The sequence below is a fragment of the Mucilaginibacter sp. P4_C11 genome, from assembly GCF_056402115.1.
This window is the reverse complement of the sequence record NZ_JBFUIA010000007.1, coordinates 165,601-180,665: the sequence shown is the minus strand read 5'-3', so window position 1 is coordinate 180,665 and position 15,065 is coordinate 165,601. Positions and strand designations below refer to the sequence as shown.

General features: G+C 43.3%; 13 protein-coding genes and 4 tRNA genes. 12 read left to right on the top strand and 5 right to left on the bottom strand.

The genetic code is table 11. From position 1 onward, the window contains the following. The first annotated feature begins 91 nt into the window (after nt 1–91). From AC1DU2_RS08750 to AC1DU2_RS08730, 5 genes are all read left to right on the top strand, one after another. Nucleotides 92–745, top strand: coding sequence for an ABC transporter ATP-binding protein (locus AC1DU2_RS08750; RefSeq protein WP_477383763.1), 654 nt, complete (start codon nt 92–94; stop codon nt 743–745). 14 nt (nt 746–759) lie between these two features. After that, nucleotides 760–1,068, top strand: coding sequence for a hypothetical protein (locus AC1DU2_RS08745; protein ID WP_477383762.1), 309 nt, complete (start codon nt 760–762; stop codon nt 1,066–1,068). Beyond that, nucleotides 1,046–1,666 (top strand): HAD family hydrolase, encoded by a 621-nt coding sequence (locus AC1DU2_RS08740; RefSeq protein ID WP_477383761.1) that lies wholly within the window; start codon nt 1,046–1,048, stop codon nt 1,664–1,666. Before AC1DU2_RS08745 ends, AC1DU2_RS08740 begins: the two co-directional genes overlap by 23 nt. Nucleotides 1,667–1,720: 54 nt before the next feature. Further along, on the top strand, nt 1,721–3,235 hold the full coding sequence (locus AC1DU2_RS08735; protein WP_477383760.1) for a S41 family peptidase: 1,515 nt from the start codon (nt 1,721–1,723) through the stop codon (nt 3,233–3,235). A gap of 130 nt (nt 3,236–3,365) precedes the next feature. Further along, a complete protein-coding gene (locus AC1DU2_RS08730; protein ID WP_477383759.1) occupies nt 3,366–4,388 on the top strand; it encodes an amidohydrolase family protein in 1,023 nt (340 codons plus the stop codon). A 4-nt stretch (nt 4,389–4,392) separates the two neighbouring features. On the opposite strand, the gene smc is transcribed toward AC1DU2_RS08730, so the two are convergent. After that, nucleotides 4,393–7,932 carry a chromosome segregation protein SMC gene (gene smc / locus AC1DU2_RS08725; RefSeq protein ID WP_477383758.1) on the bottom strand — a complete coding sequence of 1,180 codons (3,540 nt, stop codon included), beginning with the start codon at nt 7,930–7,932 and terminating at the stop codon, nt 4,393–4,395. 562 nt (nt 7,933–8,494) lie between these two features. On the opposite strand from smc, the gene AC1DU2_RS08720 reads away from it, so the two are divergent. Then, complete coding sequence (locus AC1DU2_RS08720) at nt 8,495–8,860, top strand: SnoaL-like domain-containing protein (protein WP_477383757.1); 366 nt, start codon at nt 8,495–8,497, stop codon at nt 8,858–8,860. Nucleotides 8,861–8,909: 49 nt separating this feature from the next. Here the strand turns inward: AC1DU2_RS08720 and AC1DU2_RS08715 are convergent, their stop codons facing one another. The 4 genes from AC1DU2_RS08715 to AC1DU2_RS08700 all read right to left on the bottom strand — a co-directional run bounded on the left by AC1DU2_RS08715 (nt 8,910) and on the right by AC1DU2_RS08700 (nt 10,558). Further along, nucleotides 8,910–9,200, bottom strand: coding sequence for a hypothetical protein (locus tag AC1DU2_RS08715; protein ID WP_477383756.1), 291 nt, complete (start codon nt 9,198–9,200; stop codon nt 8,910–8,912). A 62-nt stretch (nt 9,201–9,262) separates the two neighbouring features. Further along, entirely contained in the window at nt 9,263–10,198 is a 936-nt protein-coding gene (locus AC1DU2_RS08710) for an alpha/beta hydrolase fold domain-containing protein (RefSeq protein ID WP_477383755.1), read from the bottom strand. Between the two features lie 106 nt (nt 10,199–10,304). Continuing rightward, nucleotides 10,305–10,388: transfer RNA gene (locus AC1DU2_RS08705), tRNA-Leu, on the bottom strand. 86 nt (nt 10,389–10,474) lie between these two features. Continuing rightward, nucleotides 10,475–10,558 (bottom strand) — tRNA-Leu (locus tag AC1DU2_RS08700). 116 nt (nt 10,559–10,674) lie between these two features. On the opposite strand from AC1DU2_RS08700, the gene AC1DU2_RS08695 reads away from it, so the two are divergent. From AC1DU2_RS08695 to AC1DU2_RS08670, 6 genes are all read left to right on the top strand, one after another. Then, complete coding sequence (locus AC1DU2_RS08695; RefSeq protein WP_477383754.1) at nt 10,675–11,682, top strand: WD40/YVTN/BNR-like repeat-containing protein; 1,008 nt, start codon at nt 10,675–10,677, stop codon at nt 11,680–11,682. Between the two features lie 135 nt (nt 11,683–11,817). Next, nucleotides 11,818–11,890 (top strand) — tRNA-Lys (locus AC1DU2_RS08690). A gap of 96 nt (nt 11,891–11,986) precedes the next feature. Then, nucleotides 11,987–12,059, top strand: a tRNA-Lys gene (locus tag AC1DU2_RS08685). 466 nt (nt 12,060–12,525) lie between these two features. After that, nucleotides 12,526–12,873: a helix-turn-helix domain-containing protein gene (locus AC1DU2_RS08680; RefSeq protein ID WP_477359805.1), complete on the top strand. Its 348-nt coding sequence runs from the start codon at nt 12,526–12,528 to the stop codon at nt 12,871–12,873. Continuing rightward, a complete protein-coding gene (locus tag AC1DU2_RS08675; RefSeq protein WP_477383753.1) occupies nt 12,873–14,168 on the top strand; it encodes a type II toxin-antitoxin system HipA family toxin in 1,296 nt (431 codons plus the stop codon). The genes AC1DU2_RS08680 and AC1DU2_RS08675 overlap by 1 nt, the downstream gene beginning before the upstream one ends. 239 nt (nt 14,169–14,407) lie before the next feature. Further along, on the top strand, nt 14,408–14,959 hold the full coding sequence (locus AC1DU2_RS08670; RefSeq protein ID WP_477383752.1) for a 2OG-Fe(II) oxygenase: 552 nt from the start codon (nt 14,408–14,410) through the stop codon (nt 14,957–14,959). Nucleotides 14,960–15,065 lie beyond the last annotated feature (106 nt).

Here is a 15,065-nt window from a genome sequence, read left to right as displayed (position 1 = left end):
TACTATTTTAACATCATCGCCTTAAATTTAGCTAAAATTTAGCAGGTTATCAACGCCGCGATAAAATCAACCAAAATAGTAACTTTGCGTTATGCTTAAAGCTAAATCCATCTACAAGTCATACGGGCAGTTACAGATATTGAAAGGTGTTGACCTGGAGGTTAAACGTGGCGAAATTGTGACCATTGTTGGCGCATCGGGCGCCGGCAAAAGCAGTTTACTTAATATTTTGGGCACGTTAGACAGGCCGGATTCGGGTCAGTTATATATTAATGATATCGAGCTAAGCCAGCTTAACAATAAAAATCTGAGTGATTTCAGGAACCGGAAAATTGGCTTTATCTTCCAGTTTCACCATTTACTGGCCGAATTTACCGCCCTGGAAAATGTGTGCATCCCGGCGTTTATAGCAGGTGTATCAAAATCAGAGGCCGAAAAAAAGGCTAAAGAGCTACTGAATTTATTGGGCCTGGGCGATAGGGTGAGCCATAAACCGAACCAGCTTTCGGGCGGTGAGCAGCAGCGCGTAGCTGTTGCACGTGCTCTGATCAACAACCCCGCGTTGATATTTGCCGACGAACCATCGGGCAACCTCGATTCGGTAAACGCGCTGGAATTGCATGAACTTTTCATTAAGTTGCGTAAGGATTTTAACCAAACCTTTGTAATTGTTACTCATAATGAGGATCTTGCCAACCTGTCTGACCGTACGGTTATTATGAAAGACGGTTTAATTGTACCATAAGCTTAGCTATTAAATTGAAGATACTGATAACGGCAGCAAACGCTGCACCGGCTTACAAGCAGAAAAACAAATTAAACGGCGCCGACATAATCATGGGCGATTACATGGACCTGCCGGATTTTATGCTGAAGCCCGGCCAGCTCATTCGGCTGCCTAACCCTGCATCGCCCAGTTATACGCACGAAATGCTGGCTTTATGCCTCGACTTAGGGGTAGGCACGGTTTACCTCTTCCGTGAACGGGAAACCGAACTGTTAAAACAATCGGAAGTATTATTTAACGAATATAATATAACAATCATTGCCGGCGACGATAACATATAAAGATATTGATAAGCGCAAAACGGCGTTTGTACTGGAGTTGGATGATGTTTTATATCCGGCCAAAGATTATATATACCAGGTTTACTATCTGTTTGCAAATATGCTGGAGTATGTTGAACTGGTTGATGCCAAACAAGTAATTAGCTTGATGACAGATACCTACGTTGCCGAAGGGCCGGAGTTTGTATTTGATAAACTTGAAGAGGAGTTTCCTGTTGCTGCGCAGTACAGGGATAAATTTTACGGCCTTTTTGACACCGCCAAGCTGCCCTTGAAATTGCTTTTATACCAAAATATGCTTACCTTACTTCAGGAAGTGGTTATTGACCGTAAAAAGCTATTTATTGTTACCAACGGGAAAGTTATACAACAGGTAAATAAGATAAAACAGGTAGAGTGGCATAAGCTTGAACCGTATCTTACCTGCTACCTGGCCGATGAAACCGCCCCAAAACCAGAGCCCGATGTAATACACCTGTTAATGCAGGAACATAACCTGCAACGTAGGGATATTTTGATGATAGGTAATTCGGAGGTAGATAATTTATGTGCTGAAACTGTTGGGATTGACTATATCAGCGTCGATAAATTTTTGTAACGTCTGTTGTAACATACTTATTTTTATTTCGTTAACACATTATACTCGTTGTACATGAAAAAAATATTTTACTTAACTATAATTTTGGCARCCGGTTTATCCGCCTGCTCAAAAAAGAAAAATACCACCACTGATGATGGTATATTAACTGCCCCTACTAAAATGGGTACTACGCTTGATTTGATAAAAGATTCTGTTTATCTGTATGCCAAGGAAACTTATTTATGGTACGATGCCATACCCGATTACAAAACATTTCAGCCACGCAAGATCACCGCATCTGCCGATGCAGATGCACTTACCAAAGAGGTTGACCAAATTTCGCAATACAAAATAAACCCAGCCACGGGCCAGCCTTATGAGTATTACGCGGCAGATCCGGGTTCGGCTAAATATTCGTTTATCGATGACGGTTCGGTATCTACAGAATTAGGTGGTACCAACGGCGACTTTGGTTTTTCGGTTTTATACCAGGAAACTACGGATTTGCGCATCAAATACGTATATCCCGGTTCGCCGGCAGATAATGCGGGGCTGAAAAGAGGTTACCAGATAACCAAAATAAACGGCCGTACCAGTCTTGATTATGATAACGGAACAAATGTTCAGTTTGTAGTAAATGCTATTTTTGGAACCGACCCGCTTACCATGACCGTGAAAAAGCCCGACGGGACATCTGCTGATGTTTCATTAGCCGTGGCAACTTATACCACAAACCCGGTTTTAACCTATAAAGTATTTACCGAGGGTGCCAAAAAAGTGGGATACGTGGTGTTTAATACCTTTACTTCGCCAACCAATGCCAGCCCGCAATTATTAAAGGCGTTTAAAGCTTTTACCGATGCTGGTGTTACCGAGTTGGTAGTTGATTTACGTTATAACGGTGGCGGCTATGTATCAACAGCCGAATATTTAGACAACCTGATTGTGCCGACTGCTAAAAACGGATCGAAAATGTACACTTATTATTATAACGATAAGCTACAGGCCGATAATCACCCCTTGTTGAGTGCGGTATATAATATTCAAAAAGGCGACTTTTTACCTGCAAACAACACCGTAAATTTTGCTAAAAACGGCACGTTAAATATCAGCCGGGTATTTTTTATTGTAACCGGGTCAACAGCCTCGGCCAGCGAATTAACTATCAATAACCTGCGCCCCGAAATGGATGTACAGTTTATTGGCCGCACAAGCTATGGTAAACCGGTAGGCTTTTTTGCTATAGATATTAATAAATACCAGTTATATGTGCCGCAGTTTGAAACTAAAAACTCGGCCGGCGTAGGCGGCTATTACGCTGGTATGAATCCTGGCACCACCGATTACCCAGGTAAAAATGATTACGATGATGTTACCAAAGATTTTGGCGATAGTACAGAAGTGTTATTGCAACACGCTTTAAACTTTGTTAAAACAGGTACCTACGCTGTATCCGGGCCAAGAGTTCAAAGCCTGGGCAAATCACAAACCATGACAGCCGACCAGGTAAACACCATGACCCTGAAATTAGACGAACGTAAGTTTAGAGGAATGGTAGGAGGGAAAAAGGAACTTCGTCATAAATAAACAGAGTATATAACGAATTTTAAAGCCGCGTCAATTTATGGAGCGGCTTTTTTTATAATCCGTTAAAAAACAAAGTTTTATTACTGTGGGACTGGCGGAAAAACCTATTTTAGGTTTAAATTTCGCCTGCATGAAAAACTTGATACTCGCGCTGTTTTTGCTTTTAGATTTTACAAGTGAAGCACTTGCCCAAAACCAAAAACAGCCCCCTATAATAGATATGCACCTGCATGCCCTGGCGGCTGATGACCAGGGCCCCCCTCCTTTAAAAGTAGGTGCACCTTTTAAAACCTTTGGCGCCAACGACCCGCAGCATGATTATGGCGAGACATTTATCGGGGCCTTAAAAACAGGGGAATGGAATGAGTATTCTGTTATTTCGCCTACTACAGACGATTCGTTGAGATCGCTATCTCTGCAAATATTAGAAAAACGGAACGTTTATGCCGTTTGCAGCGGGGATATTAATAAGGTGCGCAAATGGAAGGCGGCATCGCCAAAGAGAATACTGAATGCGGTGTACTGGGATTTTGCTCAAATAAAAAGGCAAAAACTTTCTGTCGATTCTTTAACTAAATTGTTTAAATCAGGCGAGTTTAAGGTGTTTGGGGAGATAGCCTTGCAATACGAGGGTATTTTACCTACCGATACCGCTTTTGAACCATACCTTAAAATGGCCGAAGACCTGGATATTCCTGTTGGTATCCATATAGGGCCCGGCCCACCCGGTGTGATATTTTTAGGAGCCAAACACTACCGGGCCAGGATGCATAGCGCTTTGATACTGGAAGAGGTTTTGGTAAAACATCCCAAATTGCGTTTATATGCCATGCATGCCGGCTGGCCGATGATTGATGATATGCTTGCCATGTTATATGCCTATCCGCAATTATATGTCGATCTTGGAGTAATCAGCTATATTTTGCCAAAAAAGGAATTTTATTATTATTTACAACGACTGGTTAATGCAGGGTTTAGTAAGCGAATCATGTATGGATCAGACCAAATGGTATGGCCTGGTGCAATTGAAAAAAGTATTGACACAATCCAGGCCGCTGATTTTTTGACTAAAGAAGAAAAGAGGGATATCTTTTTTAACAATGCAGTGCGCTTCCTTAGGTTAAGCGATAAGCAGGTGCAGGCTATGCAGTGATAAATTAATCGGCCAGTTCCCGCAAATCAACAGCTACTACCCGCGATATCCCTTGCTCAACCATGGTTACGCCATAAATAACATCGGTGCTGGCAATGGTGCGTTTATTGTGCGATACAATGATGAATTGCGAATCTTTTGAAAAGGTGCGGATGATATTGTTGAATTTATCAATATTGGTATCATCCAATGGGGCATCAACCTCATCAAAAATACAGAATGGGGCTGGTTTTAACAGGTAAAGGGAAAAGAGTATGGCTGTGGCCGTAAGGGTTTTTTCTCCTCCGGATAATTGGTTGATAGACAGCGGGCGTTTACCTTTTGGCTTCGCGATAATGTCAATGTCCGATTCAAGCRGATGACTTGGATCAGTCAGGATCAAATCGCATGAGTCCTCATCATTAAACAGCGAACGGAACACTTTGATAAAGTTTTCACGCACCATCACAAAGGCATGCATGAATTTTTCTTTGGCGGTATCATCAATCTCCTGTATGGTGGCCAGCAGCGATGCCTTAGCTTCGCTCAAGTCCTTCTTTTGGGCCTGGATGAAGGTGTAACGCTCATTCATCTCATTATAGGCCTCAACCGCCATCGGGTTAATAGCGCCGAAATCATCCAGTTGTTTTTTTAGTTTCTCGGCCTTTTCGCGAAGCTCCTGTTCGCTTTCGGCCGGCGTTTCGGTTTCTGGCAGGTCTTCAATATCTATGTTAAACTCAACCGAGAGGCGTTCTTTAAGCGCGTTTAGTTCCAACTTCAGGTTATTACGCTCATCACGAAGTTCATTTTCAATTACCTCGTGGTTATCTTTTTTACGGCGAAGGGCCGTTATCTCGTTTTCGTTTTCGGTTATGAGGCCACGCCATTGGTAGTATTCCTGCTCGGCCTGTTGAGTGGCTTTCTCCAGGTTTTCCTTCTGCTCGTACATCTCCAGCAGGTCATCGTCAGAGTTATCAGATTGTTTCAGGTTGTCCTGTATGGCAATTTTTACCTTTTCCAGTTCGGTACTGTTTTGTTTAATGCGGGCCTCCAGGTTTTCCTGCTGATTATCGCGGTATTCCAGGTCTTTTACCAGGCCCGATACCTTGTTTTGCTGCTGGTGAAAACGGATATTCTCCTGGTTAAAGGCGTTTGATTGTACCGATACATATTCGTTCAGCTCGTTAAATTCGACCTGTTTATCAACAAGTAGTTCGCTTTGAATTTGCTTCTGGGCTTTTAAATCGGCCAGCTGCGGGTGCAACGCTTCCATTTCGGCTTTAATGCCTTCAATTTTGCGGGCTATATCATCCTTACGGTTAAGGCTGTTTTCAATAAATGTCTGGTACTGCTCCTGCCGGGTTTTTACCGTGATCAGTTCGGTGTCCAGCCGGTTAATGATCATCTGCTGCTCATTAATCCCGGCACTTTTGGTTGATGATTTTAAGGCAGATAATCTACTCTGTAATTCGTCAGATTTGCTTTTCTGCGTGTTAACCAGGTTTTCTATACCCTTAATCTCTTTAGCCAGGTTTTCCAGGTTTTTGGCGCGCCCAATCCTTTTCCCCTCAAACAAACCAACCGATCCGCCGGCCATGGTATGCCTGGATTTGTTGAATTTACCACTTTTACCTATCAGTACAACGCCATCGGGAAGGGCAGCGTTGTTAATTTGCTGGTCTTTGTCATCATCAACCAGGTATACATCCTTTAGCAGGTGGTTACACAGGTTAATGTAGCGTTTATCAACCTCAATAACCTTAAGGGCCGATACCGCGCCCGCATTTTCAAAAGCAGGGTTAGTCGGGTTTATCTCGTTATAATTTTCAAGGATAAAGAAATGCGCCCTACCGCGTGACGAATTGCTCAATAGCTGGATAGCCTTTATAGCTTCATCATAATTTTCAACTACGTAATAGTTCATCAGCGGCTCCAGGTAGTTTTCAATAGCTACGCGGAATTCCTCTTTACAAAACAATACGTCACTAAACAGGGGAGCGTTTTTGGCCCAGTCGGTATTTTTCTTTAAAAAGCGGATAGACTCGGGGAAACCTTCCAGGTTATCCACCATGCTTTTGGTAAGGTTGTACTCGTTTTGCTTGGCATCCAGCTTGCGGCTTTCTTTAATTATAGTATCTTTTACCAAACTTAGCTCGCTGTCTGTTTCGGCTATCTGCTCCTTTAATTTATTTTCAAAGTCGAGGGATTGCAGGTAATCAAAATCCAGCGTTTCCTTACGGTTTTGCAGCTCGGCAACTACCTGGTTAAAGTGCGAAAGTTCTACCTCCTTATTGGTGGTATCTTCCATATTGCGCTGGCTTTCCTGCTCCAGCGCCTGTTGCTGAATTTGCAGAATATCAATGTCCTTTTCGGCCTTATAGGCCTGGTTTTGCAGGCGGGTATTGATACCGGTTATTTCGGTAAGTTCGTTTCGGGCCGATGTTTGCTGCAGGCGCAACTCGTCAACTGCTTCTTTCAAATCGGCCAGGCGGGTTTTAATGGTTTGCAGGTTTTCATCCTCCAGCGCCTTTTCTTCCGAAAGACGTTTGATGTTATAAAAAACGTGGTTTAACTGGTTTTTATCTTTGTCCAGTTCCTCGGTTAAGCGCGCTTCTTTATCCTGCTGAAATTTTAGCTGCTCGTTTTTGATCTTTTTCTCGCTTTCGTACGAGCGAATCTTGGATACAAATTCGTTGGTGGTTTTTTGCTGTACCGATAGGTTCTTCTCTTTGGTGATGCTATCCAGCTTTTGTTGTTGCAGGGCTGCCTCCAAAGTATCTATCTGGGCAACAATGCCGCCCTTATCCGCTTTTTGCTTTTGCTCCTGGTCCTGAATTTTTGCCAACGATTCGCTGAACGACACGATGCGGAACGAGGCCAACATAATGCTCAGCGATTTATACTGATCCTTTATCCGGTAATAGCGCTCGGTTTTTTTTGCCTGGTTTTCCAGTGTTTTCAGGTTCTTTTCAATCTCGAAAAGCAGGTCCTCCACACGCTCCAAATCGGCCTCGGTATCTTTAAGCTTGTTAAAAGTTTGCTTTTTGCGCAGTTTGTACTTAGAGATGCCGGATGCTTCCTCGAACAAATTACGGCGAGAGCCTTCTTTGTTGGTAATGATCTCGTCAATCATCCGAAGCTCGATAATAGAGTACGAATCTGAGCCGATACCCGTATCCAGGAAAAGATCGGTAATATCCTTTAAACGACACTGTACATCATTCAACCGGTACTCGCTTTCGCCGGTGCGGTAAAGCTTGCGGGTAAGGGTAACCTGCGAATAATCTGTAGGCAGTACGTTTTTGGTGTTATCAAAAGTGAGGGAAACTTCGGCAAGGTTGGCTGCTTTGCGGGTTTTGGTGCCGTTAAATATTACGTTGTCCATCTTCTCCGATCGGAGCATCTTAGTGCTTTGTTCGCCCAATACCCAGCGGATGGAGTCGACAACGTTTGATTTACCGCAGCCGTTGGGCCCTACAATAGCAGTTACACCCTCATTAAAATTAATGGTGATCTTATCTCCAAAACTCTTAAAGCCCTTGATTTCTAAGCGGGTAAGCTGCATTTAATTTGTTGTATCCCTTGCAAAAATTTAACCTTCAAAGTAATCATAAAAAATTGAGTTTATTAAACTTTTTTTGGGAAAGGGGGAGGAGGTTAAAGGCGAAAGGTAAAGGGTGAAAGGTTAACGCGTTTTGTTTTGTTATTTCAGTTTTGGGTAATGGTGAAATTTGGCGAAACGCGGAAGGAGGAATTACGTTTATCGCATTGCGGCGATTCGACTCACCCCGACGACCCCGATAAATATCGGGGCGTCACCCCTCTCTCCGACTGCGTCGCATAGAGGGGCAAAAAAATAAGCTTCACCCTCTTTGCGGCTTCTGCCGGAGAGAGGGTCGGCCAGCGCAGCGTAGCCGGGGTGAGTAGTAGCCAGCGTTCAAAGCCGATGTTTATTTGAACCGAAACACGTCTGAGTAGTAAGAACCGAAGTTATAGGTCCTTGTTCGATTTTGTATTTTCCGCCCCAGAGCTTGAATAAAGCTTAACCTAAACTTAAAACAAATAATGCTGTGTTTTTTATATTACTGAGTAACTTTATGCAACAATAACCAATAAAACCAATTGAGATGAATACACAGGAAGTAGCCGAAAAATTAGTTGAGCTTTGCCGCGAAGGCAAAAATTTAGACGCGATAAGCGAGCTGTATGCTGATGATGTAGTAAGCCATGAACCAAAAGGCTCGCACATGGAACTTTCGGAGGGGAAGGAGGCTGCGATAGCCAAAAACCAGCAATGGTATGATATGGTTGAAGAGGTTCACAGCGGCCAGGTATCTGACCCAATTGTAAGTGGTAACTTTTTTTCGGTTACCATGGATATGGATGTAACCTATAAAGGGCAGGGCCGCAGTACGATGAACGAAGTTTGTGTGTATGAAGTAAAAGACGGCAAAATTGTAACCGAATCGTTTTTTTATAGCCTGCCCCAATAAACCTGAATATAAAAGCCCTCCGGACGTACTGTCGGGAGGGCTTTTTAAATTATGGACGCGGCGGCAAATGCGGACGCGGCGGTGTTGGCAAATGTAATGGATTTGGCGGTGCAGGCGGACGCGGCGGCAATTTTATATGCAACCTGCGATGCCTGTGAATGCGCCTGTGACGCCTCCTGAACGGATTTGGCGGTGCAGGTGGCCTTGGCGGCGGAGGCGGAAGCTTGATCTGTAAAACAGATGTTGCTTCAACAACCGGTAGTGCTTCGGCGGTGGCGTCAAAAGCCTCAAAGCTCATGAGCGCTATGGTTGCAATTGTTATAATTTTTGTGACTTTCATGTACTTGTAATTAATTGGATCAAAACAAATTCAACATTATAACTACAAAAAACAACAATTGTTTACTCTGGTTTCTTAAATAATATTTCGTAGTAGAAATCGGCCGCAAACTGTGCTGCCTCAAGCCATCTTTTTTGCGTGGGTTTACCGGCATCAAACAAAGGGTTGAAATGCCGTTGCAACTCGTGGCCAAAACCTTCAAATACTTTTATGTTGTTTTTTATATGCAGGTCATCTGCCTTATGATGGATAGTGATACTGCCATACATCCCGGTATCAACCTGTATGGGGTTTAAAATATGGTCGTGCGAGCCATAGGCGCTTACAATAGGTACCCGCGCGTTTTTTAACCAGCGGATGTCAAGAATGCCTCCCCAAAAGTTAATGATGCCGGCAATTTTGGCTTTGTCGTCGGGTTTAAGCAAGGCTGTCGAGTCAACTACGCCTGTACGTCTTGATAGTTCGGCATTGCTGCTATAAGCGGCTTGCAAGGCTATTATGCCGCCCGCCGAGTTACCGGCAAGAATTATTTTGTTGGTGTCGATATGGTATTCGGCATGGTGCTGTTTAAAATAAGCTATGGCTGTTTTTACATCCTGTACGGCGTAATAACAGCTTTTTTGCAATTCATCAAAATGAAATACAGGGTTGTTTTTGCTTAGGCGGTAGTTAATGGCCGCGCATACATAACCGCGTTGGGCAAAATCAGTACTCCATAGTTTGATACCCCGGGCAGTTTTCGAGCCGTATTTAAAACCACCACCATGCATCCAGATAACTAAAGGCTGTGCGGTAGAATGGTCGCCTTTGGGCTGATATAGATCGAAGAGGTATGAAATAGCGTCGGCAGGCTTTGAACCAGGATTATAAGTTAAGTTTTCCGTTATAGCTACATTAGGGAAAACATGATCTTTATATGGATGGATAGACTGGTTTTGCGCCAGCAGGTTGCAGGCGGCAGCTATGGTTATGAATATAGATAGGGCGTATTTATACATCTGCTTGTTTAACGTATATACGGTACAACCAATATCAACAGATGTTTGCAGGAGAGCTTGTTATAACCTGGGGTTGTGAAGTGAATGATTTTGAATTTTTGCGAAGTGCCCAGAACGAGATTCGAACTCGTACATCCTTACGAATGCCACCCCCTCAAGATGGTGCGTCTACCAATTTCGCCACCTGGGCATTTTTAAGTTTAAAGTCTTAAGTTCTAAGCCTTAAGTGTTTCACTTTAGACTGTAGACTTAAGACTTTCAACTTCATTTCCGGCGTGCCCGAAGAGAGACTCGAACTCTCAAGAGACAATTCTCAACGGCTTCTGAGACCGCAACGTTTACCAATTTCGCCATCCGGGCCTGTTGTTTTATTAACAAGCGTGCAAATATAAACGTTTCCGTCAAAAAGCATTATAATAAATTAAAAAATTGGCGGGTAGTTGTTACTTGCCCGGTTTAGGCTTAATTTAGGCTTCATGAAACGTTTTTACCAGCTAATAATCACAGTTTTACTGTTTACGCCCTTTATTTCGGCAGCGCAAACCATCACCATTTTACAGCAGGATAAGCCAACCAGTATTCGCGGTTTATCGGTTGTTGATGATAAAACCGCCTGGATAAGCGGCAGCAAAGGCCACATAGCCATTACTACCGATAGCGGCACAACCTGGGCCTGGCAGCAGGTTGCCGGCTATGAAAAAGCCGATTTTAGGGACATTGAAGCATTTAATGATAAAGAGGCCGTAATCATGAGCTCGGGCACTCCGGCGCTGGTTTTAAAGACTACCGACGGCGGTAAAACCTGGCAGGAAAAATGCCGTAAAACCGATAGTATATATTTTTTTGATGCCATGGATTTTGCCGATGCCAAACACGGCTATATTTTAGGCGACCCTATAAAAAATAAGTTCCTGCTGATGGAAACCAAAGATGGCGGCGAAACCTGGTCCGAGATGCAAAACACGCCCGATGCCTTACCCGGCGAAGCGGCCTTTGCAGCAAGCGGTACCTGTTTAAGGGTTAATAAAGATTTGGGTGTGGTTATAGCAAGCGGCGGCATGGTGGCCCGTTTTTTACAATTGTGTAATTGCGATAAGCCACAATGGCAAACAAAAAGTTTACCGCTGGCACAAAATGCGGGCAGTAAAGGCTCTTTTTCCATATCTGATGATTTGCTGGTAGCAGTAGGGGGTAACTATTCAAAAGATAAAGTCACGGATTCTGTAATTTGTAAGTACGACAAAAAAAGCAACGCCTACAAGGTTTTACCGGCAGGTGTTACTGGGTTTCAGTCGTGTGTGGAGCGCATACAAGGGCGGACATATTTATCCACCGGGACATCTGGCACCAGCTTGTCGGCAGCCTACGGCGAGTCCTGGAAAAAAATTGATAACACCAGCTTTAATGTTTGCCGCAGAGCTAAACATGGAAAACTGGTTTTATTGGCCGGCGACAGGGGTAAAATAGCCGTATTTAAAATGTAGTTTATTGGCAATTAATAGCTTAACAAATACTTTACAATTAATTGCAATTAGCACTTGCATCGTATTATTAATCGCCCTATATTTGCACCACTTTAAACGGGAACGGTAGCAGTATCGGAAAAGTTGAAAAGTAATGATTCCGTAGCTCAGCTGGTAGAGCATAACACTTTTAATGTTGGGGTCCTGGGTTCGAATCCCAGCGGGATCACGAAAAGCCTTTGAAAGAAGGCTTTTCTTATTTAAAACCATAATGAATCGCTTAGAACCGAAACGGTAGCAGTACCGAAAAAGTTGAAAAAGTAATGATTCCGTAGCTCAGCTGGTAGAGCATAACACTTTTAATGTTGGGGTCCTGGGTTCGAATCCCAGCGGGATCACAGAGTAAACAAAATACCAGGGTTTGCTTTCGTTTTTTGAAGTAAGAGCCTCTTGAAAAAGAGGCTCTTTTTTTGTTTAAAAGTACGTTTTTTAAACAAAAAATGCACTTTTAAACAATTAATTACAGGTGTTGGGGAGAAAAGTAATTGGTTTTAACAAGCCATATATGCTATATCGGCCCCTGTTTTCGCCAAAAATCGGATCAGTAAGAAAGCAGGGGGCGTTCCTCGGGCGGGCGGCAGCCTGCCGCCGGGGAGTTTCAGAAAGCGGATGCTTTTGTAGCGTAGCTAAAATGCAGTAATCGGAAATTATTCTTCTCATGCTGATAAAAGTCATCATTAACTGAATAAATATAATTTAATGATGGAATAAGTGATCATTATTAATTAGTATCGAATAATTGTTGTTAATTCTTGTTAACTTTGTTGGAATAAAGAATCATTAACCTGTTTTAAAGCCTTAGTGATGAAAAAAACAAGCACAGAATGGTTCGCTACAAGCGACCATGGACTTTTAAATATCATCGGGCAATTCATACAAGATACCCGTTTACAACAAAATAAAACCCAGCAACAAGTTGCAGAGGCAGCCGGTATTAACCGTTCCACTGTAGGTCAGATTGAAAAAGGAAATGGTGGAACCTTACTATCGCTCCTTCAGATCTTACGTGTCCTGGAGCAATTGCCCGTCTTGAGTGCGTTTGAAGTGGAACATAAAATAAGTCCCTTGCAAGTTGCTAAGCTGGAACAGCAAAGACGCCAAAGAGCAAGAAATAAAGATGTTCAGGATAAAAACCCCAAAGTTAACTGGTAATGATCAACAGCGCATTTATTAATCTTTGGGGCGAACGCGTGGGCGCCATAGCCTGGAACGCAGATACCGGCATAGCAGACTTTGAATACGAACCTGGCTTTCTTCGTTCGGGCCTGGACATCGCCCCGCTAAAAATGCCGATCAGCGCGGCTGGTGGCAGAATCTATTCTTTTACTGAATTAAGGGATAACCAAACGTTTAAAGGCCTGCCCGGATTGTTAGCCGATGTGTTGCCGGACCGTTACGGAAATACGCTGATCAATACCTGGCTTGCCAGGGCCGGCCGTGCTGCGGATAGCATGAACCCGATAGAAATGTTGTGCTTCATTGGCCAGCGTGGAATGGGTGCGCTGGAATTTGAACCCGTGGTGCCGAAAGGTAGAAATATATCTACCAAACTGGAAGTAGATAGTTTGGTAGAAATCTCCGAGGCCATTTTATCGGGACGAAAAGACTTTCATACCGATCTATCGGCTGACGAAGAAAAAGGATTACTGGATATTTTGAAGATTGGAACCTCTGCAGGTGGTGCCCGCGCAAAAGCGGTTATCGCTTATAATCCCAAAACAGGCGAAGTTAGAAGCGGCCAGGCAGAAACTCCTAAAGGTTTTACCCAATGGCTTATCAAATTTGACGGTGTGCATGATGCACAATTCGGTACGTCACGGGAGTATGGCCGTGTAGAAATGGCTTATCACATGATGGCCGTGGACTGCGGCATCACAATGACGGAGTGCCGTCTGCTGGAAGAACATGACCGTGCACATTTTATGACCAGGCGATTTGACCGGGTACCCGAAAAGAGGAAGATCCATGTGCAGACGTTTTGCGCTATACAGCATTTTGATTTCAATAATGTCGGTTCGTACAGCTACGAACAATTGTTCCAAACCATGCGTTCCTTGCGCCTGGATTATCCTCAGGCAGAGCAAATGTACCGCAGGATGGTGTTCAATATATTGGCGCGTAATTGTGACGACCACACTAAAAACTTCGCTTTTATGATGGACCAAACAGGTCAGTGGGCGTTAGCCCCGGCCTATGACGTATGCCACGCCTATCGGCCCGATAGTCCGTGGGTTAGTCAGCAATCCTTAAGCGTCAATGGTAAGCGGCAAGGCATTAACCGCAATGACCTGTTACAGGTAGCCAAACAAATGAATATCAAAAAAGCCGATGAGATCATCAGGCAGGTAGAGGATATTTTAAAATCCTGGCCTAAATATTCCAGTCAGTATAATGTGAAAACAGACATGCAAGATGCGATAGCTCAAACATTTGTTAAATTATTATGATTTATGCTGGAGATGGGGTTCAATTTCGGGCTGCAAACAATACCTGATTCACTTTATCCATCCGCAATGTTCGTTTTCTCCGTTCCACCTCAGGAACAACTCTAAGTCCGATCCCACCCTTCGATGCTGCACAGCAGGCTGGGGCTAAAAGGTAAAGTTCCCATAAACTTTTATGCTATATTTGAATATCGAAGAGGCTGCCATAAACCTTAAAGGGTAAGCTGAAATTAAACCTACACATGATGCAACTCCGTGTTCTGACAAGTGATATTTTCATAATTGAAGATTTTTGGACGCCGGAAGCCTGTGATGACTTTATTTTTAAAAGTGAGGCCATCGGGTACGAGCCCGCAACCATTGAAACAGGGAGCGGACAAAAAGTTGTTACCACGGTTCGTAATAACAATAGGGTTATTTATAAAGACCATGAGCTTGCCGGCATACTTTGGCAACAACTAAAGTCATTTGCGCCTAACCAAATTGGGTATGGCAAAGCCGTTGGATTAAATGAACTTTTTAGATTTTATAAGTACCAGCCCGGTCAGGAATTTAAGCGCCACAGAGATCAAAGTTACATCAGAAGTGATGGCGAGGCAAGCTACTATACCTTTATGATTTATTTAAATGAGAATTATGAGGGAGGTGAGACGAATTTCGGCAACCAGGTTATTCAACCCAAAAAAGGGTTAGCGCTCGTTTTCTTACATAATTTAGAACACGAAGGCAAGCCGGTGATTAATGGTATAAAGTATGTTTTACGTACCGACATCATGTTTCGCCTGGAAGAATAAAACGTAATTATTAAGCCAGAAAAACAAGCCTGGCATGCAATTAACCTATATCACAAATTCTTCAGAAATTGAAGGCCCAATATATGTTGGAATGCTTTTCTAAAGT